Origin of the sequence: Methyloversatilis discipulorum (assembly GCF_000527135.1) — a bacterium.
GTDB classification, from domain to species: Bacteria; Pseudomonadota; Gammaproteobacteria; order Burkholderiales; family Rhodocyclaceae; genus Methyloversatilis; species Methyloversatilis discipulorum.
In genome coordinates this window covers 1,502,766-1,522,922 of the sequence record NZ_AZUP01000001.1, presented here as the reverse complement: position 1 = coordinate 1,522,922, position 20,157 = coordinate 1,502,766, and the positions used below count along the sequence as shown (strand labels likewise).

At 66.3% G+C, this 20,157-nt stretch carries 16 protein-coding genes; 3 read left to right on the top strand and 13 right to left on the bottom strand.

Annotated features, from left to right (window positions below):
- Positions 1 to 19: 19 nt before the first annotated feature.
- The 3 genes from lysS to norR form a co-directional block, all read right to left on the bottom strand.
- Positions 20 to 1,519 (bottom strand): lysine--tRNA ligase, encoded by a 1,500-nt coding sequence (gene lysS, locus METFAM1_RS0106940; protein ID WP_019918883.1) that lies wholly within the window; start codon positions 1,517 to 1,519, stop codon positions 20 to 22.
- Positions 1,520 to 1,637: 118 nt separating this feature from the next.
- On the bottom strand, positions 1,638 to 1,955 hold the full coding sequence (gene sugE, locus METFAM1_RS0106935) for a quaternary ammonium compound efflux SMR transporter SugE (RefSeq protein ID WP_019918882.1): 318 nt from the start codon (positions 1,953 to 1,955) through the stop codon (positions 1,638 to 1,640).
- 129 nt (positions 1,956 to 2,084) lie between these two features.
- Positions 2,085 to 3,638, bottom strand: coding sequence for a nitric oxide reductase transcriptional regulator NorR (gene norR, locus METFAM1_RS0106930; RefSeq protein WP_019918881.1), 1,554 nt, complete (start codon positions 3,636 to 3,638; stop codon positions 2,085 to 2,087).
- A gap of 175 nt (positions 3,639 to 3,813) precedes the next feature.
- Here norR and hmpA point away from each other — a divergent pair, with 175 nt between their 5' ends.
- On the top strand, positions 3,814 to 4,995 hold the full coding sequence (gene hmpA / locus METFAM1_RS0106925; RefSeq protein ID WP_019918880.1) for an NO-inducible flavohemoprotein: 1,182 nt from the start codon (positions 3,814 to 3,816) through the stop codon (positions 4,993 to 4,995).
- Positions 4,996 to 5,172: 177 nt separating this feature from the next.
- On the opposite strand, the gene METFAM1_RS0106920 is transcribed toward hmpA, so the two are convergent.
- The 9 genes from METFAM1_RS0106920 to urtA form a co-directional block, all read right to left on the bottom strand.
- Entirely contained in the window at positions 5,173 to 5,988 is an 816-nt protein-coding gene (locus tag METFAM1_RS0106920; protein ID WP_024300536.1) for a UDP-2,3-diacylglucosamine diphosphatase, read from the bottom strand.
- A 160-nt stretch (positions 5,989 to 6,148) separates the two neighbouring features.
- Positions 6,149 to 7,285 carry a hypothetical protein gene (locus METFAM1_RS0106915; protein ID WP_024300535.1) on the bottom strand — a complete coding sequence of 379 codons (1,137 nt, stop codon included), beginning with the start codon at positions 7,283 to 7,285 and terminating at the stop codon, positions 6,149 to 6,151.
- Positions 7,286 to 7,374: 89 nt separating this feature from the next.
- Positions 7,375 to 7,704 (bottom strand): FmdB family zinc ribbon protein, encoded by a 330-nt coding sequence (locus METFAM1_RS0106910; RefSeq protein ID WP_019918877.1) that lies wholly within the window; start codon positions 7,702 to 7,704, stop codon positions 7,375 to 7,377.
- A 10-nt stretch (positions 7,705 to 7,714) separates the two neighbouring features.
- Positions 7,715 to 8,944 (bottom strand): formamidase, encoded by a 1,230-nt coding sequence (gene fmdA, locus METFAM1_RS0106905; RefSeq protein WP_019918876.1) that lies wholly within the window; start codon positions 8,942 to 8,944, stop codon positions 7,715 to 7,717.
- 55 nt (positions 8,945 to 8,999) lie between these two features.
- On the bottom strand, positions 9,000 to 9,689 hold the full coding sequence (gene urtE / locus METFAM1_RS0106900; protein ID WP_019918875.1) for an urea ABC transporter ATP-binding subunit UrtE: 690 nt from the start codon (positions 9,687 to 9,689) through the stop codon (positions 9,000 to 9,002).
- A gap of 46 nt (positions 9,690 to 9,735) precedes the next feature.
- Positions 9,736 to 10,479 (bottom strand): urea ABC transporter ATP-binding protein UrtD, encoded by a 744-nt coding sequence (gene urtD / locus METFAM1_RS0106895; RefSeq protein WP_019918874.1) that lies wholly within the window; start codon positions 10,477 to 10,479, stop codon positions 9,736 to 9,738.
- A 28-nt stretch (positions 10,480 to 10,507) separates the two neighbouring features.
- On the bottom strand, positions 10,508 to 11,701 hold the full coding sequence (gene urtC / locus METFAM1_RS0106890; RefSeq protein WP_024300534.1) for an urea ABC transporter permease subunit UrtC: 1,194 nt from the start codon (positions 11,699 to 11,701) through the stop codon (positions 10,508 to 10,510).
- Positions 11,702 to 11,741: 40 nt separating this feature from the next.
- A complete protein-coding gene (gene urtB / locus METFAM1_RS0106885; protein WP_019918872.1) occupies positions 11,742 to 12,656 on the bottom strand; it encodes an urea ABC transporter permease subunit UrtB in 915 nt (304 codons plus the stop codon).
- A 93-nt stretch (positions 12,657 to 12,749) separates the two neighbouring features.
- Positions 12,750 to 14,021 (bottom strand): urea ABC transporter substrate-binding protein, encoded by a 1,272-nt coding sequence (gene urtA / locus METFAM1_RS0106880; RefSeq protein WP_019918871.1) that lies wholly within the window; start codon positions 14,019 to 14,021, stop codon positions 12,750 to 12,752.
- Between the two features lie 358 nt (positions 14,022 to 14,379).
- On the opposite strand from urtA, the gene METFAM1_RS0106875 reads away from it, so the two are divergent.
- Entirely contained in the window at positions 14,380 to 17,787 is a 3,408-nt protein-coding gene (locus METFAM1_RS0106875) for an ATP-binding protein (protein WP_019918870.1), read from the top strand.
- Positions 17,777 to 18,679 carry a response regulator transcription factor gene (locus METFAM1_RS0106870; protein ID WP_019918869.1) on the top strand — a complete coding sequence of 301 codons (903 nt, stop codon included), beginning with the start codon at positions 17,777 to 17,779 and terminating at the stop codon, positions 18,677 to 18,679. Before METFAM1_RS0106875 ends, METFAM1_RS0106870 begins: the two co-directional genes overlap by 11 nt.
- Positions 18,680 to 18,686: 7 nt before the next feature.
- Here the strand turns inward: METFAM1_RS0106870 and METFAM1_RS0106865 are convergent, their stop codons facing one another.
- Positions 18,687 to 19,844 carry a hypothetical protein gene (locus tag METFAM1_RS0106865; RefSeq protein ID WP_019918868.1) on the bottom strand — a complete coding sequence of 386 codons (1,158 nt, stop codon included), beginning with the start codon at positions 19,842 to 19,844 and terminating at the stop codon, positions 18,687 to 18,689.
- Between the last annotated feature and the right edge of the window lie 313 nt (positions 19,845 to 20,157).

The following is a 20,157-nucleotide window of genomic DNA, read 5'->3' as shown; positions in this document are numbered from 1 at the left end:
CCGTATCCGGGCCGGACGCTTACTCGCGCCGCATCTGCGGGAACAGGATCACGTCGCGGATATTGGCCGAGTCGGTCAGCAGCATGACCAGGCGGTCGATGCCGATGCCGCAGCCGCCGGTCGGCGGCAGGCCGTGCTCGAGCGCGCGGATGTAATCGGCGTCGAAATACATCGCTTCTTCGTCGCCAGCGTCCTTGGCTTTGGCCTGTTCGAGGAAGCGGGCCGCTTGGTCTTCCGGGTCGTTCAGCTCAGAGAAGCCATTCGCGATCTCGCGGCCGACGATGAACAGCTCGAAGCGCTCGGTGATGTCCGGCTGCGCGTCCGAACGGCGCGCCAGCGGGCTCACCTCGGCCGGGTAGTCGATGATGAAGGTCGGTTCCCACAGCTGCGCTTCGGCGCAGGCTTCGAACAGCTGCAGCTGCAGCGAGCCGAGGCCGCCCGGCTTCACCTTTTCGCCGTGGGTCACGATGGCCTGCTTCACGAAGGCCTCGTCGGCCAGCTGCTCTTCGGTGTACTGCGGGTTGTACTTGCGAATGGCCTCGACGATGGTGAGCCGGTGGAAGGGCTGGCCCAGGTCCAGCTCGCGGCCCTGGTACATGAACTTGGTCGTGCCCAGCGCCTGTTCGGCGCAGTGGCGCAGCAGGTATTCGGTGTAGTCCATCAGCTGCCGGTAGTCGGCATAGGCCTGATAGAACTCCATCATCGTGAATTCGGGATTGTGGCGCGGGCTGATGCCTTCGTTGCGGAAATTGCGGTTGACCTCGAACACCTTCTCGAAACCGCCGACCACCAGTCGCTTCAGGTAGAGCTCGGGCGCGATGCGCAGGAACAGTTCCATGTCGAGCGCGTTGTGGTGGGTCTTGAAGGGCTTGGCCGCAGCGCCGCCAGGGATGGGGTGCATCATCGGCGTTTCGACCTCGAGGAAGCCCTGGCGCGTCATTTCGGCGCGGATGGCGCTCATCATGCGGCTGCGCGCGACGAAGGTGGCGCGCGAGTCGTCGTTGGTGATGAGGTCGAGGTAGCGGTAGCGGTACTTCGCTTCCTGGTCCGACAGGCCGTGGAATTTCTCCGGCAGCGGACGCAGCGCCTTGGACAGCAGGCGGATGGCGTCGCACTTCACCGTCAGTTCGCCGGTGCGGGTGCGGAACAGCGTGCCGGAACAGCCGACGATGTCGCCCAGATCCCAGTGCTTGAAGGCGCCATGCACCTCTTCGCCGACGCCGTCATTGGTCACGTAGAGCTGGATGCGCCCCGACATGTCCTGGATGGTGGCGAAGCTGGCCTTGCCCATCACGCGCTTGAGCATGATGCGGCCGGCAAGTTGTACGCGCTCGGGATGTGCTTCCAGTGCCTCGGCGGTGGCCGTCGCATGCTGGGCGGTGATTTCGCCGGCGTAATGCGTGCGCTGGAAGTCGTTCGGGTAGGCGCCGCCGGCTTCACGCCACTGGCGCAGTTTCTCGCGCCGCTCCGCGATGATGTGGTTGTCGTCGTCGGCAGGCAGTGCGGCGTGGTCGGTCATGATGGGCTCGAAAGGTGGACCGCGCACGCAAGTGTGCGCAGCAAAAGCGAAAGCCCGCGATTTTCGCCGATAGCGGGCAGCCGGCACAAGTGCGCGGCTGCCGCGCCCGCCCTGACTGTCAGGCCGAAGTCAGCTTGAGACCGAGAATGCCGGCCACGATGAGGCCGACACAGACCAGTCGCGCCGCGTTCGCCGGCTCGCTGAACAGCACGATGCCGAGGATGACGGTGCCGACCGCGCCGATGCCTGTCCACACTGCGTAGGCGGTGCCGACCGGCAGGTTGCGCATGGCGATGCCGAGCAGCACGACGCTGATGATCATCGTCACGACGGTGAAGGCCGAAGGCCAGAAACGGCTGAAACCGTCGGTGTATTTGAGGCCGATCGCCCAGGCGCATTCGAACAGGCCGGCGATCACGAGGATGGTCCACGACATGAGCTCAACTCCGGATATCGGGGCCGTCCCCGTCGCATGAAACGCCGCGCGGGTCGTCCCGCTGGCGGTGTGCGTGTTGCACACAGAGAATATTCGTTTCTTTTGATGCACGGGTCAAGATGCGGCGCGTCAGCGCAGGCCGAGACGTTTCGCCAGCCGCTGCAGGTTGGCGCGGTCCAGCCCCAGTTCGCGTGCGGCGGCCGCCCAGTTGTGACGGGTGCGCTCCAGCGCGGCGGCGATCGCTTCGCGCTGGAGGCGGTCGACCGCGCTGCGCAGGTCGCCGACCGGGCCAGTCGGATCGCTGACCGGCGCCGCCTCTTCGGGAGGTGAGGGCGGCGACAGTTCGAGGTGGGCGGCGTCCAGCGTGACGATGCGCGGGCGCTCGTGACTGCCGGCCAGCGCCTTCAGCGCGGCGCGGCTGATCAGGTGTTCCAGTTCGCGCACATTGCCCGGCCAGTCGTGGGCGAGCAGGGCGGCCTGGGCGTCCGGGGCAAGGCGCAGGCCGCGCAGACCGAGGCGGGCGCGGTTCTGTTCGAGGAAGCGGCCGGCCAGCAGCAGCACGTCGCGACCGCGCTCGCGCAGCGGCGGCACGTGCAGCGGATAGACGCCCAGCCGGTGATAGAGGTCGGCGCGGAAGCGGCCGGCGCGCACTTCCTCGGCCAGATCGCGGTTGGTGGCGGCGATCACCCGCACGTCTACATGGACCTCCTGCTCGGCGCCGATGCGCTGCAGCTGGCCACCCTGCAGCACGCGCAGCAGCTTGGCCTGGGCCGCCAGCGGCAGTTCGCCGATCTCGTCGAGGAAGAGCGTGCCGCCATCGGCCAGCGCGAACTTGCCGCGGCGCTCGGTCAACGCACCGGAAAAGGCGCCGCGCACGTGGCCGAACAGTTCGCTTTCGACCAGGTTGTCGGGCAGCGCGGCGCAGTTCAGGCTGACCAGCGGTCGCGCCGCGCGGGCCGATGCGGCGTGCAGCGCGCGTGCCACCAGTTCCTTGCCGACGCCGGTTTCGCCGTGAATGAGCACGGTGAGCTCGCTGCCGCCGACCAGTTCGATCTCCTTCAGCAGTCGCCGGTGCGCCGCGCTGTGGCCGACCATGTCGCCACTGCCCGCCGGGCTGGCGCCGGCCGCTTCGCGGTAGGCCTCGGCGCGCAGTTCCTCGTTCTCGGCCCGGCGCGCCAGCGTGTCGATGCGCTGCGCGGCCTTGACGGTGGCCGCGGCCAGGCTGGCGAAGCCGGCCAGCATGTCGAGGTCGGCGCCGGCGAAGCGCGCCGGGTCGAGCGCGTCAAGTGTCAGTACGCCCCAAGGCTGTTCGTCGAGGTAGAGCGGGCAGCCCAGGCAGTCGTGTACTTCCAGATGTGCGCCGTGGCCCTGTATCAGACCGTCGTACGGATCGGGCAGCGGGCAGTCGGCGGCGAAGCGGGTCGGTTCACTGCGTTCGAGCAACGCAGCGAGGCGCGGGTGCTCGGCGATCAGGAAGTGACGGCCCAGCGTGTCAGGGCTCAGGCCGTCTATCGCCAGCGGCACCAGACGGTCGCCGTCCAGCCGCAGCAGCGCGGTGGCGTCGCAGGGCAGCAGTTCGCGCAGTGCCTGCAGCAGGCGGCGATAGCGCTCCTGCGCCGGCAGGTCGCGCGACAGGTCGTCGACCAGCGGAATCAGTGCGGACAGCAGAGGGTGTGTGGTCATTGTGACGCGGTGTTGTCGAAGTGACTCGAACGAAGTGTAGTCGTTTCAACTCGATGATGCTGCAAGTGACTGATCTGAAAGCAGCCGTTCGATGGCACGGCGCTTGATAGGGCGTGGGTGCCCGCGCGTCACGGGACTTTCGCGCCGGCGTTTCATTCACTGTCAGGAGAAAACCATGCTGAGCCCGGAACACCGAGCCGTCATCAAGGCCACCGTGCCGCTGCTGGAAAGCGGCGGCGAAGCGCTGACCACGCACTTCTACCGCATCATGCTGAGCGAACATCCGGAGGTGCGCCCGCTGTTCAACCAGGCGCACCAGGCCAGCGGCGACCAGCCGCGGGCGCTCGCCAACGGCGTGCTGATGTACGCGAAGAACATCGACCGCCTGGAAGCCCTCGGCCCGCTGGTCGGGCAGATCGTGCAGAAGCACGTGTCGCTGCAGGTGCTGCCCGAGCATTACCCCGTCGTCGGCGGCTGCCTGCTGCGCGCCATCCGCGAGGTGCTGGGCGCCGAGATCGCGACCGACGCGGTGATCGACGCCTGGGCCGCGGCCTACGGTCAGCTGGCCGACCTGCTGATCGGCGCCGAGGAGTCGGTCTATGCCGACCACGCGCAGGCCGACGGCGGCTGGCGCGGTGCGCGCGCCTTCCGCGTCGCACGCAAGGTGCGCGAGAGCGACGAAATAACCTCCTTCCATCTCGAACCGGTCGATGGCCGGCCGGTGCTGCGCCACGCGCCGGGCGAGTACATCGGCCTGCGGGTGACCATCGACGGCCAGGAAATGCGCCGCAACTACTCGCTGTCGGCCGCCGCCAACGGTCGCGACTACCGCATCAGCGTCAAGCGCGAGGCGGGCGGCCGGGTGTCCGGACACCTGCACGAGGCGGTGAACGAAGGCGATGTGCTCGACCTGTTTCCGCCGGCCGGCGATTTCACGCTGCGTGCATCCGACCGTCCGGTGGCGCTGATCACCGCCGGCGTCGGCATCACGCCAGCGCTGCCGATGATGGAAGCGGCGCTGGACCAAGGCCGCGAAGTGCACTTCATCCACTGCGCGCGTCACGGTGGCGTGCACGCCTTCCGCGACCACGTCGAAGCACTGGCCCAGCGGCACCCGAAGCTGAAGCGCTTCTATGTGTACAGCGAACCGCGCGACGGCGACCAGGCGCACGCCGAGGGCTTCATCGAGCGTCTGCTCCTCGAACGCTGGCTGCCGCAACCGTCGGCGCTGGACGCCTACTTCCTCGGCCCCAGGCCTTTCATGGCGCGGGTGAAGAAGCACCTGTCCGAACTGGGCGTGCCGGCTGCACAGACCCATTACGAGTTCTTCGGACCGGCGGCTGCACTGGACGGCTGATCGAAGTCTGCGGTCCGTCGCGGCCAAGGCCGCTCCCACTAGGGGGGGCGTGTCCGACCCGCGGCCGGAGCGAGGAATCTGTGGGAGGGGTCTTCTGACCCCGACTGCGGCGGTGGGCAGTGCGCCGCGATCGGCTCAGAGGCTGTCGGCCGCAATGGCCGCCATCCTCCTGAGGGCTCAGGCCTCGGCCGTCTCTTCCTCCACTGCCAGCGCCGTGCGCGGTCCGGCGGCGCGCAGTTCCTGCCCCCAGTCGACGATGGCGAAGCGGCCGTCGGCGTGTTCGACGATGGCGGTGCAGCTGTCCACCCAGTCGCCGCAGTTCATGTAGGTGAGCCCCTGCACCTCGCGCAACGACACCGCGTGGATGTGACCGCAGATCACGCCATCGACGCCGCGCGTGCGCGCCTCGTGCATGACCGAATCCTCGAAGTCGTAGATGAAGCTGACCGCGCTCTTCACCTTGCGCTTGGCATAGCCGGCCAGCGACCAGTAGCCGGCGATGCCCAGCGTGCGGCGCAGCCAGGACAGCCGCGAGTTGATGCTGACCAGCAGGTTGTAGGCGACGTCACCGAGCAGGGCGACCCAGCGGTGGTGGCGCGTGACCTGATCGAAGTCGTCGCCATGCACGAGCCAGTAACGGCGACCGTCGGCAGCCTGATGGATGTACTCACGCTGCAGTTCGATGTCGCCGAACACGGTGCCGGTGTATTCACGCAGCGCCTCGTCGTGATTGCCCGGGATGAAGATGACCTGGGTGCCCTTGCGCGCGCGGCGCAGGATCTTCTGCACGACGGTGTTCTGCGACGGCGTCCAGTGTATGGAGCGGCTCATCGCCCAGAAGTCGATGATGTCGCCCACGAGGTAGAGGTAGTCGGATTCGTGGTGGCGCAGGAAATCGAGCAGCGCCTCGGCCTGGCATCCACGTGTACCAAGGTGGATGTCCGACAGGAAGATGGCGCGCACGCGCCGAACGAGAGGATCGGGAGCATTCACGCCGCCGATTCAAGCCCATCCGTGTGACAGGGCGGTGACGCGGCGCATCGTTGCTGCCCGTCGCGGTGACCGGTGTCGCATGGACGCAAAAAAGGGCACGCCGCAGCGTGCCCTGGAATCGACCGGCCCGGCGCCCTGCGCGCCGGTGGGTCGAGGTGGATCAGTACATCAGCTGCACGCCGAGCACGAACTTGTCGGTGTCGGTACCGGCGGCGTTTTCCATGTCGGAGTACACCGCGGTGATGCGTGCGTTGTGGCCGGCCATCACATAGGTCAGGCCGAAGTCCCACTGCTTGGTGTCGCCGCCGGTGTCGGCGTTGAACTTCTGGTAGCGGGTGTAGGGCTGGAACTGGCCGATGCCGATCTTGGTCGGGATCAGGTAGGCGGCGGTCAGCAGCCAGGCGTCGCCGGCCTGTGCGCCGCCGCAGTTGTTCACATTGGTGCAGAGGATGTTGCCGGCCGTCACGTCGGTCACGCCGTCGGTGTCGTAGTCGTACCAGGCGCCTTCCAGCGTCATCACGCCGCCGCTGGCGAGCTTGGTTTCGTACAGCGCGTCGATGTTCCATGCGCGGTAGTCGCCGCGGGCGAGTGCGGTGCCGACACCGTTCTTCTGCATCTGGTAGGCCATGCCGACGGTGAAGATTTCCTTGCTGCCGAAATAGCTGTTGGTGCCGTAGTAGCCCAGTTCCGGATCGAGGAAGCTGTAGGCGATACGGGTGGCGTACAGCGGATCGTCCGAGTCGTTCGACAGGCCGGTGCCGCGGTTCTTGCCCTGGTAGGCGCCGACCGAGTACAGCAGCTTGCCGCCGAGCACGTTACCCCACAGCAGCGCGCCGTCGTCGCGGCCGGTGAAGGCGTTCGGGTACTGCGACACCATCGGGTATTCCCACACGTTGGCGAAGTAGGGGCCAGCCATGTTGGCGCGGTCGGTCGGCGGCAGCATGCGGCCGAACCAGAAATTCACGCCTTCGGTCAGTTCGAACTGGGCGACCGCGTCGAGGATGCGCATCGACTCGTCGGACTGGCGCTCGAAGTTGATCATGCCGCCGATGTTCTTGGTGATCTTGCCGCTGGTGATGATACGGACCGAATCCACCGAGAAGTCGTTCGAACGCGAGGTGCCGTTCGGTGCCGCGTCTTCGGCGTTGGTGTAGGAGGTGCGCGCCCACAGGCTGAGCGTCAGATAGCTTTCGCCGGGACCGGCAACGGTGACGCCCGCGTTCGCGCTGCCGCAGGCGGCGAGCGCGACGGCAAGAGCACTGGCTTTGCGCAGACGGTTCTTGGTGATGTTTTTCATGGTGCTGGACTCCCGGTTGTTGAGGTTCAAGGTGCGAGGTTCAAAGAGCGGACTGCAATGACGGACTGCAAATGGGGCGGACCGGGCGATCAGTGACTGATCATCCAGGGGCGTTTCGTCGGGAAGGCCTTGGAGCCGTCGCGCGCGACGGCCGTGGTCTTGCTGGGCTTGCCGCTGCAGCACGAGCAGCCGGGGCCGTGCGTGCGGCTGGCCAGCTTGGGCTCGTGGCGTGCGCGTTCGTTGGTGGCGTGCGCGCTGCGCAGCTGGCCCGGCATGTCGGCGAAGGCCGGCGCCGAAATCAGCTGGCGTGCGGCCGGCTGGCCGCAGGCCGGGCAGAGGCAGGGCGCATCCCGCTGCGCGATGCTGCGCATGGCGGAAAAGCTGCCATGCGCCTCGCAGTGAAAGTCGTAGGTCGGCATGGCAGCGTCCTCAGACGTCTTCCGAGATCGGCATCTGCACGCTGCCGTCGAGGAATTTCTGCGGACCGGCTTCGGTCGGCATGATGTCGAAGTCGAAGATGTCGGTCGGCAGCCACAGCGTCGCGCAGGCGTTCGGAATGTCGACCACGCCGCTGATGTGGCCCTGCACCGGCGCCGTACCGAGGATCGAGTAGGCCTGGGCGCCCGAGTAGCCGAATTTCTTCAGGTACTCGATCGCGTTCAGGCAGGCCTGGCGGTACGCCACATGCACGTCGAGGTAGTGCTGCTTGCCCTGTTCGTCGACCGAAATGCCTTCGAAGATGAGGTAGTCGTCGTACTTGGGCGTGATCGGGCTGGGCTTGAAGATCGGGTTCTTGACCGCGTACTTCTTCATGCCGTCCTTGATGATGTTCACCCGCAGGTGCAGCCAGCCGGCCATTTCGATGGCGCCGCAGAAGGTGATTTCACCGTCGCCTTGCGAGAAGTGCAGGTCGCCCATCGACAGGCCGCCGCCCTTCACATAGACCGGGAAGTAGATGCGCGAGCCGCGCGACAGATCCTTGATGTCGCAGTTGCCGCCGTGTTCGCGCGGCGGCACGGTGCGTGCGCCTTCCATCGCCGCCTTGTCGCGCGCCTCGCCCTTCAGGCGACCCATGTGCGCGGTCGGCGCGCAGGGCGGGCAGCCCAGCGGCGGCACGCGCTCGGGGTCGGTGTTGATGAAGTCGATCTCGCGCTTGTTCCACTCTTCGAGCAGCTTGGGATCGGGCAGGCAACCGATCAGGCCCGGGTGGATCAGGCCGGCGTACTTGACGCCCGGCACGTGGCGCGACTCGGTGAACATGCCCTTGATGTCCCAGATCGACTTCTGTGCCAGCGGGAAGTGGTCGGTCAGGAAGCCGCCGCCGTTCTTCTTCGAGAAGAAGCCGTTGAAGCCCCACAGGCTGTCTTCCTTGGCGCCGATGTCGAGGATGTCGACCACCAGCAAGTCGCCCGGCTCGCAGCCTTCGACGCCGATCGGGCCGGACAGGAAGTGCACCGTGGTCAGGTCGACGTCGCGCACGTCGTCGGCGCTGTCGTTGTTCTGGATGTAGCCGCCGGTCCAGTCGTAGGTTTCGATCTTGAAGTCGTCGCCCGGCTTCACCCACGCGACAATGGGGATGTCCGGGTGCCAGCGGTTATGCACCATGTCGTTCTCATACGGCGACTGCTTCAGGTCTACCTTGATCAGGGTCTCTGCCATGTTGATCTCCTTGGGTGGAAGGGGCGTTGGGGCGGTGTTGCGGCGGTGGGCGGGGTCAGACGGACAGGAACTGCTTGATGTGCGCGGTATCGGTTTCCGCGCGGGTGCTTTCATGGACCAGGCGGCCGCCTTCGATGACGAACAGGCGGTCGGCCACGTCCATCGCGAAGCTCAGCACCTGCTCGGATACGACGATGGTGATCTGGCGCAACTTGCGGATTTCGTTCAGTGCGCGCGCGATGTCCTTGATGATCGAGGGCTGTATGCCTTCGGTCGGCTCGTCGAGCAGCAGCACCTTGGGGTCGGTCACCAGCGCGCGGGCGATGGCCAGCTGTTGCTGCTGACCACCCGACAGGTTGCCGCCCTTGCGGCGGCGCATTTCCCACAGCACCGGGAAGAGGGCGTAGATCTCGTCCGGCACCTTCTTGACCTTGGCATTTTCGAGGCCGGTGTGGATGTTCTCCTCGACCGTGAGCGTCGGGAAAATCATCCGGCCCTGCGGCACGTAGGCGATGCCCTTGGCGACGCGCTTGTAGCTTTCGTCCTTCGATACTTCGTTGCCGGCAACTTCGATCTGGCCGCTCTTCAGCGGCAGGATGCCGATCAGCGACTTGAACAGCGTGGTCTTGCCCATGCCGTTGCGGCCCATGATGGCGACCGTTTCGTTGGCGTTGGCTTCGAACGAGATGCCGTGCAGTGCCTCGCTCTGCCCGTAGGCGACGTGGAGGTCCTTGACGTTCAGCATGGTGGTGTCCTTTCTCGGTGACTGGCGCGTAGGCGGGGCTGCCGACTCAGTGGCCCAGATAAACGTCGATGACCTTGGGATCGTTCTGCACCTTGTCCATCGATCCTTCGGCGAGGATCTTTCCCTGGTGCATGACGGTGACCTTGTGGGCGATGCGCTTGACGAAATCCATGTCGTGCTCGATCACGATCACCGAGCGGCCCTTGCAGATGCGCTGCAGCAGTTCGGCGGTCAGTTCGCGTTCGCGCACGCTCATGCCGGCGATCGGTTCGTCGAGCATCAGCAGCTCCGGCTCCTGCATCAGCAACATGCCGATCTCCAGCCACTGCTTCTGGCCGTGGCTGAGCAGGCCGGCTTCGGTGTCGAGTGCGTCGCCGAGGCCGATCTCGTCGGCCACCGACTGCACGCGCGCCTTCACCTCGTCGGTGCAGCGGAAGCCGAGCGCGCCGAGCACGCTGCGGCCGCGCGGGAAGGACACTTCCAGGTTCTTGAACACCGAAAGGTTTTCGTAGATCGACGGCGTCTGGAACTTGCGGCCGATGCCGGCGCGCACGATCTTGTGTTCCTGCAGCTTGGTCATTTCCACGTTCTTGAACTTGATGCTGCCGCCGCTGGCCTTGGTCTTGCCGCAGATCAGGTCGAGCAGCGTGGTCTTGCCGGCGCCGTTCGGGCCGATGATCACGCGCAGCTCACCGCGATCGACGTAGAGGGTCAGCGCGTCGATCGCCTTGAAGCCGTCGAAGGACACGGTCAGGTCCTCGATCGCCAGTACGAAGTCGGTATTGCTCATGTCGGTCTCCTGTCAGGTCGGGCGCGGCTCAGGCCGACTGGCCCTGTACGCCGCCGGGCAGCGCGGCGGGCGGTGCGGACTTGTTGGTGGGGGCCGAGGGCGGTGCCGGCGGTTCGCCCGCGGACGCAGCCGGCTTGGCGACGGACTTGCGGCGCGAGAACCAGGGCTTGATGTGGCTTTCGTACAGACCGGCCAGACCGTTGGGGAAGGCGAGCACGACGCCGATGAACAGCGCGGCCATCAGGAACAGCCAGAGGTCGGGCGCACTCTCGGAGAAGTAGGTCTTGCCGGCATTGACCAGCAGCGCGCCATACACCGCGCCGACCAGCGACATGCGACCGCCGACCGCGGCGAAGATGACCATTTCGATCGACGGCACGATGCCGACGAAGGACGGCGACATGAAGCCGACCTGCAGCGTGAACATCGCGCCGCCGATGGCCGAGATGCCGGCCGCCAGTACGAACACGAACACCTTGAACATCGCCACGTCGTAGCCGGAGAAGCGCACGCGGTCTTCCTTGTCGCGCATCGCCAGCAGCAGGGTGCCGAGCTTGGACATCTGTATCCAGCGGCAGAGCAGGATGACGCCGATCAGCAGCGCGGCATTGACGAAGTACAGGACGTACTTCGACGAGTCGTCGCGGATGTCCCAGCCGAGCAGGGTCTTCAGGTCGGTGATGCCATTGACACCGCCGGTGTAGCCCTGCTGGCCGATGATGAGCACGGTCAGGATGAGCGCCACCGCCTGCGTGATGATGGCGAAATACACGCCACCGACCCGGCGCTTGAACATGGCGAAGCTGATGATGAACGCCAACAGCATCGGCACCACGACCACCGCGATCAGCGCCAGCGGCAGGTGGTGGAACGGCTCCCACCAGAACGGCAGCTCGGTGATCTGGTTCCAGTCCATGAAGTCCGGAATGCCCGGCGTGCTCTGGATCTTGGTCGATTCCGGATCGGATGCCTCGAGCTTCAGGAACATCGCCATCATGTAGCCGCCGAGGCCGAAGAAGCAGCCCTGGCCCAGGCTCAGGATGCCGCCGTAGCCCCACAGCATGACCAGGCCGACGGCGACGAAGGCGTAGGTGAGGTATTTGCCGACGAGGTTCAGACGGAAGATGTCCATCGTCAGCGGGAACACGACCATGATGACGAGCGCGAGGATGAGCACGCTCCCCATTCCGGTTCGTGCAACCCAGTTCTTGAATGCGTCCATGTGAATCTCCTGGAAGGTGCGAAGTCGGTGCGGATCGCGTTCAGCGGCGGATCTTCGAAGCGAAGAGGCCCTGCGGACGGATCATCAGGATGGTCACGATGAGCAGCAGCGTGAGCACCTTGGCCATCGAGCCGGTCAGGAAGAACTCGGCGATGGACTGCGTCTGGGCGATGCCGAAGGCCGAGGCCACGGTGCCGAGCAGCGAAGCCGCGCCGCCGAAGGTCACCACCAGGAAGGCATCGACGATGTAGAGCGAACCGGAGGTCGGACCGGTGGAGCCGATGGTGGTGAAGGCTGCGCCGGCCACGCCGGCGATGCCGCAGCCGATGGCGAAGGTGAGGCGGTCGGTGCGCTTGGTGTTGATGCCGGTGGCGTTGGCCATCGCGCGGTTGGCGACGGTGGCGCGCACACGCAGACCCCAGCGCGACTTGTACAGCGCGAGCAGCACGCCGCCGGTCACCACGGCGGTGAGGCCGAGCACGAACAGGCCATTGATCGGGATGTCCAGCCCTTCGGACGGCGCCCACGAACCCATCAGCCACTCGGGCAGGGTGGGGCTCACTTCCTTCGGACCGAAGGTGGAGCGGAACACCTGCTGCATGCCGAGCGACAGACCCCAGGTGGCGAGCAGCGTATCCAGCGGACGTTTGTACAGATGCCGTATAAGCGCCCACTCTGTCAGCCAGCCGAAGGCGAAGGCGATGAAGAAGGCGGCAACGATGGCGATCGGGAAATAGGCTTGCACCAGCCCGGGTGCATAGGTTTCGGTCAGGCTGGAGAACATGAAGATGGTGTAGGCGCCGATGGTCATGAATTCGCCATGTGCCATGTTGATCACGCCCATCTGGCCGAAGATGATGGCGAGGCCGAGGCCCATCAGCAGCAGGACTGAGAACAGGCTCAGCCCGGCGAAGCCCTGCATCAGGGCGATGTTGTAGATTTCGTCGAATGACATGACGGACCTCCGGACGGTTGGCCGGGCACTGCCCGGCCGTGCAGGGAAAGGAGGCGCGCCGCCCGGTCTGCGCCGGGGCGGCACGCCGGGGTCTTACTGGTAGCCCTTGGGGAAGGGGTTGGGTTCGATCAGGTCGGCCGATTCGGCGACCACCTTGAAAGTGCCGTCCGGCTGGCCCTGCGCGATGCGCGCCTTGGACCACAGGTGATGGTTCTCATGGACCTTCACGTAGCCTTCCGGCGCGCTCTTCAGTTCGATGCCGGGCGAGGCGGCGACCACCTTGTCGACATCGAAGCTGCCCGCCTTCTCGACCGCCGCCTTCCACAGCCAGGGGCCGAGATAGCCGGCCTGGGTTACGTCGCCGATCACCGACTTCGGACCGTAGGCCTTCTTGAAGGCCTCGACGAAAGCCTTGTTGTTGGCGTTGTCGAGCGACTGGAAGTACTTCATCGAGGAGTAGAAGCCGGCGAAGTTTTCACCGCCGACGCCCAGCATTTCGTCCTCGGTCACCGACAGCGTCAGCAGGAACTGCTTGACGCCGGTGATGCCGGCCGCCTTCAGCTGCTTGTAGAAGGCCACGTTGGAGCCACCGACCACGGCTGCGAAGATGCAGTCCGGCTTGGCGACCTTGATCTTGTTGATCAGCGAGTTGAAGTTGGTGTGGCCGAGCGGGTAGTACTCCTCGCCGACCACCTTGCCGAGCTTGCCGACCGACTCGATGTGCTTGCGCGCGATCTTCATCGACGTACGCGGCCAGATGTAGTCCGAGCCGACCAGGAAGTAGGTCTTGGCCTTCTTTTCCTTCGACGCCCAGTCGAGACCCCAGATGATCTGCTGGGTCGCTTCCTGGCCGGTGTAGATGACGTTCTTCGACTGCTCCAGGCCTTCGTAGAAGGTCGGGTAGTAGAGCAGGCCGTTCTCCTTTTCGAACACCGGCAGCACCGCCTTGCGCGAGGCCGAGGTCCAGCAGCCGAACACGCAGGCCACCTTGTCGTTCACCAGCAGCTTTTTCGACTTCTCGGCGAAGGTCGGCCAGTCGGAGGCGCCGTCTTCCTTGATCACCTTGATCTTGCGACCGAGGATGCCGCCCATCGCGTTGATCTGGTCGATCGCCAGCTGTTCGGCCTGGATCGAGCCGGTTTCCGAAATCGCCATCGTGCCGGTGGCGGAGTGCAGCTGACCCACGATGACTTCGGTATCGGTCACCGCGAGCTTGGTCGTATTGACCTTGGCTGTCGGGAACTGCGCGTTGCCGAAGCTGACGCCGGGCACCATCAGCGCCGGTGCAGCCGCCATGCCGAGCAGAACCTTGCGACGTTGTTCGTCGGTGAGCGGAGCCGGAATCGTGTCTTTCTTGTCAGCCATATCGTTTCTCCTGAGCGGAAGGGGTTGGGGAGCTTCAGGCGATCCGCTTGCGGCCGTTGAATCGTTTTGTGCACTGCACCGCAATCGCTCGCTGCGGAGCGAAAAGTAGTGTTCGGGGGTGCGTAGCCGGAATACGTCGATTGACGTATGTGCGTACTCGGCGCAACACCCGCGATCGAGGTGGGCCGGTGCTAAGGTGGAATCCTGCGCTGTCGCACTGCACCAGGATGTTGCCGAGGGCACCGTCGGGGTGCGCGGCGTGGAGGGAAGCTGCACTTGGGCTCCGGGCAGCGCGCGGTTTCGCTGCCCGGAGCATTTCTTGCATGGTGTGGCCTCGATCGCGTCAGCGCCTGCCCCGATGTCCGAAGCCACCCACCAGATATTCAAGATCCGCCGCGACTACAACACCTGGGTCGCCAACGAGACGCTCGAGGACTACGCGCTGCGCTACACGCCGCGCAGCTTCCGCAAGTGGTCGGAGTGGCGGGTCGCCAACACGGCCTTCGGCGCGGTGTCCTTCCTCGCGCTGGAGGCGATCGGCGGCGCCATCGCGCTGAACTACGGCTTCACCAACGCGCTGTATGCCATCCTGCTGGTCGGGCTGATCACCTTCCTGACCGGCCTGCCGATCAGCTACTGCGCCGCCAAGTACGGCGTGGACATGGACCTGCTGACGCGCGGCGCCGGCTTCGGCTATCTCGGCTCGACCATCACCTCGCTGGTGTACGCGAGCTTCACCTTCATCTTCTTCGCCATCGAGGCGGCCATCATGGCGCTCGCCTTCGAGATGTATTTCGGCCTGCCGTTGGCGTGGAGCTATCTGCTGTGCTCGGTGGTGGTGATTCCGCTGGTGATCCACGGCGTCACGCTGATCAGCCGCATACAGCTGTGGACGCAGCCGCTGTGGATCGTGCTGCTGGCACTGCCCTACCTCGCGGTGTGGTGGCAGGCGCCGCATCTGTATTCCGAATTCACCGGCCTAAGCGGCCGCAGCTCGGGCAGCAGCGAATTCGACTGGATCATGTTCGGTGCCGCCTCGACGGTGGCGATCTCGCTGGTGGTGCAGATCGGTGAGCAGGTCGATTACCTGCGTTTCCTGCCGGAGAAGACGCGCGAGAACCGGGTGCGCTGGTGGGCCTCGGTGCTGATTGCCGGCCCCGGCTGGGTGGTGCCGGGCATGGTGAAGATGCTGGGCGGGGCTTTCCTCGCCTTCCTCGCGCTGCAGGCCATGGTGCCGGTGGACCGCGCGGTCGAACCGACGCAGATGTACCTGGCCGGCTTTGCCTACGTGTTCGATTCGCCGGCCGTGGTGCTGGCGGTGACCGCGCTGTTCGTCATCGTGTCGCAGCTGAAAATCAACGTGACCAATGCCTACGCCGGCTCGCTCGCCTGGTCCAATTTCTTCGCCCGCCTCACGCACAGCCATCCGGGTCGAGTCGTGTGGCTGGTGTTCAACGTGGTGATCGCGCTGCTGCTGATGCTGCTCGGCGTGTTCGAGGCGCTGGAGCACGTGCTCGGCCTGTACGCCAATCTCGCCATCGCCTGGGTCGGCGCGCTGGTGGCCGACCTGGTCGTGAACAAGCCGCTTGGGCTGTCGCCGTCGCACATCGAGTTCAAGCGCGCCCATCTGTACGAGATCAATCCGGTCGGTCTCGGCTCGATGCTGATCGCCACCGTCGTATCGGTACTCGCCTACACCGGCTGGATGGGCGACATGGCGCAGGCCTTCTCGCCCTTCATATCGCTGGCCACCGCCTTCGTCACCGCGCCATTGATCGCGCTCGCCACGCGCGGCCGCTACTACCTCGCGCGGCGCAGTGCCACGCAGTGGCGGCCGGGCCAGACGGTAACCTGCCACGTCTGCGAAAACAGCTTCGAGTCCGAGGACATGGCTTACTGCCCGGCCTACGGCCAGCCCATCTGTTCGCTGTGCTGCACGCTCGAATCGCGCTGCCACGACCGCTGCAAGACCGACGCCAGTGCTGCCGACCAGCTGCACGCCTTCCTGAACGCCATCCTTCCGGTGCAGCTGGCGCGACGGGTGAACTTCCGCGTCGGCCATTTCCTGGTCGTGTTCCTGTCGCTCACCGTGCTGCTGGCGGTCATCTTCGGCGTCGTGTTCTATCAGGAAGCCATCGTCAGCGGCCTCTACCCGGCGGCGCGCGACAGCCTGCAGCTCACGCTGTCGAAAACCTTCGCGCTGCTGGTGCTGCTGTGCGCGGTATGCGCCTGGTGGATAGTGCTTGGCTCGGAAAGCCGGCGGCTGGCGCAGGACGAATCGAACCGGCAGAACCAGCTGCTGATGCGCGAAATCGATGCCCACCGCAAAACCGATCTCGCGCTGCAGAAGGCCAAGGATGCGGCCGAATCTGCCAACCTCGCCAAGACGCGCTACGTGACCGGCATCAGCCACGAACTGCGCACGCCGCTGAACAGCATTCTCGGTTACGCGCAGATCCTGCTGCGGGAGAGCGGCAGCGCCGGCAAGGGCGGCAGCGACGACACGCAGAAGCGCGCGCTGGGCACCATCCTGCGCAGCGGCGAACATCTGCTGGGCCTGATCGACGGTCTGCTCGACCTGGCGCGCATCGAAGCCGGCAAGCTCAGGCTGGACCCGGCGCCGATGCCGCTGCGCGAATTGCTGGACGATCTGGCCAAGATGTTCGAGCCGCAGGCGGCGCGCAAGGGCTTGCAGTTCCGCATCGAAACGACCGGCCGGCTGCCCGACTACGTGCGCGTCGATGCCAAGCGGCTGCGCCAGGTGCTGATCAACCTGCTGGCGAACGCGGTCAAGTTCACCGAGCAGGGCGAGGTGCTGCTGCGCATCGATTACCGGATGGAAGTGGCGCGCTTCGAAATCGCCGACACCGGCCCCGGCATCGCGGCGGACGACCACGCGCGCATCTTCATGCCGTTCGAGCGCAGCGCCAGCGGCCGCGTCATCGCCGAGCCGGGCACCGGCCTGGGCTTGAGCATCACCCGCATGCTCACCTCGCTGATGGGCGGCGAACTGACGCTGGAGAGCGAGGTCGGCCGCGGCTCGACCTTCCGCCTGCGGCTTTACCTGCCCGAATACCTGTCGGTGCCGACGCAGACGCGCTCGATGCGCACCGTGATCGGCTACGAAGGTCCGCGCATGCGCGTGCTGCTGGTCGACGACGACGCCACCCAGCGTCACATGCTGACCGGCATGCTGGCGCCGCTCGGTTTCGACGTGGACGAGGCGGCCAGCGGCCGCGAGGCGCTGGACTGCGTCGCCCGCGTGCGCCCGGACGTGGTGCTGCTGGACATCAATATGGACGGCATGGACGGCTGGGAAACCGCACGCCGGCTGCGCGAATTCGACGGCGCGCCGATACCGGTGCTGATGGTGTCGGCCAATGTGTTCGAGAACCGCAGCGAGCTGCTGCGCACCGCTGGCTGCGCCGGTTTCGTGCCCAAGCCGGTGATGGAATCCGAACTGCTCGACCAGTTGCGCGAGGCGCTGGACCTCACCTGGCACGTCGACGAACCGGCCGACGCCGCGCCGCCGAAGGCCGAGCCGGCCGCCGACGCGCCGCTGGCCGCGCTCGACGACGAAGAACGCGCGGCGCTGCTGCGCCTGTCGCGGCTGGGTCACGTCAATGGCATCGCTACGCTGCTGGACGCGATTTCCGAACGGTCCGACGCCGCGCGCGAAGACTGCCGTCGCCTGCGCGCGCTGGTCGACGGCTTCGACCTCATACGCTTCACACAACTATTACAACGCGACGCCCATGCTCTCTGAATTCCATCAACCGGTCGTGCTCGTCGTCGACGACGCGCCTGACTCGCTCGGCTTCCTGTGCGACGCGCTGTCGCAGGCCGGCTACACCGTGCTGATCGCGCACGACGGCGCGTCGGCGCTGGCCCGTCTCGAATGGGTGGTGCCGGACGCCATCCTGCTCGACGCGGTGATGCCCGGCCTGTCCGGCTTCGAAACCTGCCGCCGCATCCGTGAGGAGCCGGGGCTGACTCATGTGCCGGTCATCTTCATGACCGGCCTGTCGGGCACCGCCGAGGTGGTCGAAGGTTTCACCGCCGGCGGCACCGACTACGTGGTCAAGCCCTTGCGCGTTGAAGAGGTGCTGGCGCGGCTGACCGCCCACGTGCGCAACGCGCGCGCGGTGCGCATCGCCCGCCAGGCGGTGGACGTGGCTGGCCTCGGCGTGCTGGTGGTCGATGCGCTGGGTCGTGTCGCCTGGCGTTCGCCGCGTGCGGCGGAGTGCCTGGGCCAGTTCGGCATCGACCCCGCGGCGAACTCGACCGCCGACTGGCTGGGTGACCCGGCCGGCCTCACGGCGGATCCCGCCGCCGACGCGCGCCTGCTGCGCGAGCAGGGCGATCAGGCGCTGTATGCGCGCAGCCTGGGCGCGGTGGGGCTGGGCGAACACATGCTGCTGCTCGACGTCAGAAAGCGCGGCGAATCGAGCACCCGCATCGCCGGCGCCCAGCTGACGCCGCGCGAGGCCGAAGTGCTGTCCTGGCTGGCCAAGGGCAAGACCAACCGCGACATCGGCGACATCCTCGGCATGAGCCCGCGCACTGTTAACAAGCACCTGGAGCACATCTACGAAAAGCTCGGCGTCGAAACCCGCGCCGCTGCCGCCGCGCTGGCGATGCGCGCGTCCAGCGACTGAACCGGCCCTAGTACAGCAGTTGCAGGCCGAGCACGAAGCGGTCGAGCGAGGCCGCGCCCTCGCTCTTCGCACTCGAATACACCGCGGTGAGGCGCGCCTTGTGTCCGGAGATGACGTAGTTGGTGCCGACGTCCCACTGTTCGGCGCGTGCGCCGGCGTCCGGATCGAGGCGCTGGAAGCGTACATAAGGCTGGAAGCGGCCAGGGCCCAGCGCGTGCGGAATCAGGTAGCCGACGGTGAGCAGTGCGGCGTCCGCCTGCAAGGCGCCACCGCAGTTGCTCACCCGCGAACAGAGCGGGTCGGCGGGCGCCACGTCGGCCACGCCGTCGGTGTCGTAGTCGTACCAGGCAGCCTCGACCGTGAGCACGCCACCGGAGCGCAGGCGGGTCTCGTACAGCGCGTCGAGGTTCCAGGCGCGGTAGTCGCCGCGCGCGCCGGCCAGACCCACGCCGTCCTTCTGGCTCATGAAGGCGGCGCCCAGCGTGAACACCTCCTTGTCGCCGTAGTAGGTGCTGGTGCCGTAGTAGCCGGGTTCCGGATCGAGGAAGCTCCAGGCGAAGCGGGCGGCGAACAGCGGATTGTTCGACGCGTTCGACAGACCGCCGCCGCGGTTCTTGCCCTCGAACACGCCGACGCTGTAGAGCAGCCGGTCGGCGTACAGATTGCCCCACAGCAGCACGCCGTCGTCGCGGCCGGTAAAGGCGTTCGGATAGAGCGACACGAAGGGGTAGCCCCACACGTTGGCGAACTGGTTGCCCGCCATGTTCGAGCGGTCGGTCGGCGGCACCAGCCGGCCGGCCCACAGGTTCAGACCTTCCGCCAGTTCGAACTGCAGGATGGCGTCGAGCAGCTGCATGTCCTTCGCCGGCGGCCGTTCGAAGGTGATCGTGGCGCCGATGCGACGAGTGAATTGCGCCGACGACAGCAGACGGACCGAATCCATCGTGAAGCCGCTGTCGTGCGCACTGCCGCCGGCCGGACGCGCCTCTTCGGCATTGACGTAGGAGGCACGCAGCCACAGGCCGAGCGTCAGCGAACTGTCGCCCGGGCCCTGCAAGGTCATCTGGGCATCGGCTGCTCCGGCGCAGAGCAGGGCTGCGCTGGCGAGCAGCGCGTGGCGAAAGGGCGGCGTCCATCGCAGACGCGTGAAGCGGCGGAAGGTCATGGTGGCGGTCCTGAACGGGTGCGCAGGGCGGGCAGTCGCCGGGTGCGCGGGTGGCGTCGGGAGTCCGGTATCCGGAGTGCGGCGTCCGGAATCCGGTCGTGTCGTCTGGCTGCGATTGCACGATGGGGCGTCGCGGCAGCGCCTACGGGGCAAGGCGGTTTGCCGCGTCGGTAAGCCGTTTCCGCACCGATGTGGTGCATTCGGGCGGCGAATTTCTCCGCCATCGCGCATGCGGCGACCCGTTGCACGGTGCAAGGCCAGTGCCAGGCGGGCATGGCTGATGCATGCAGAACCGGGCGACGGTCGCCTCTCA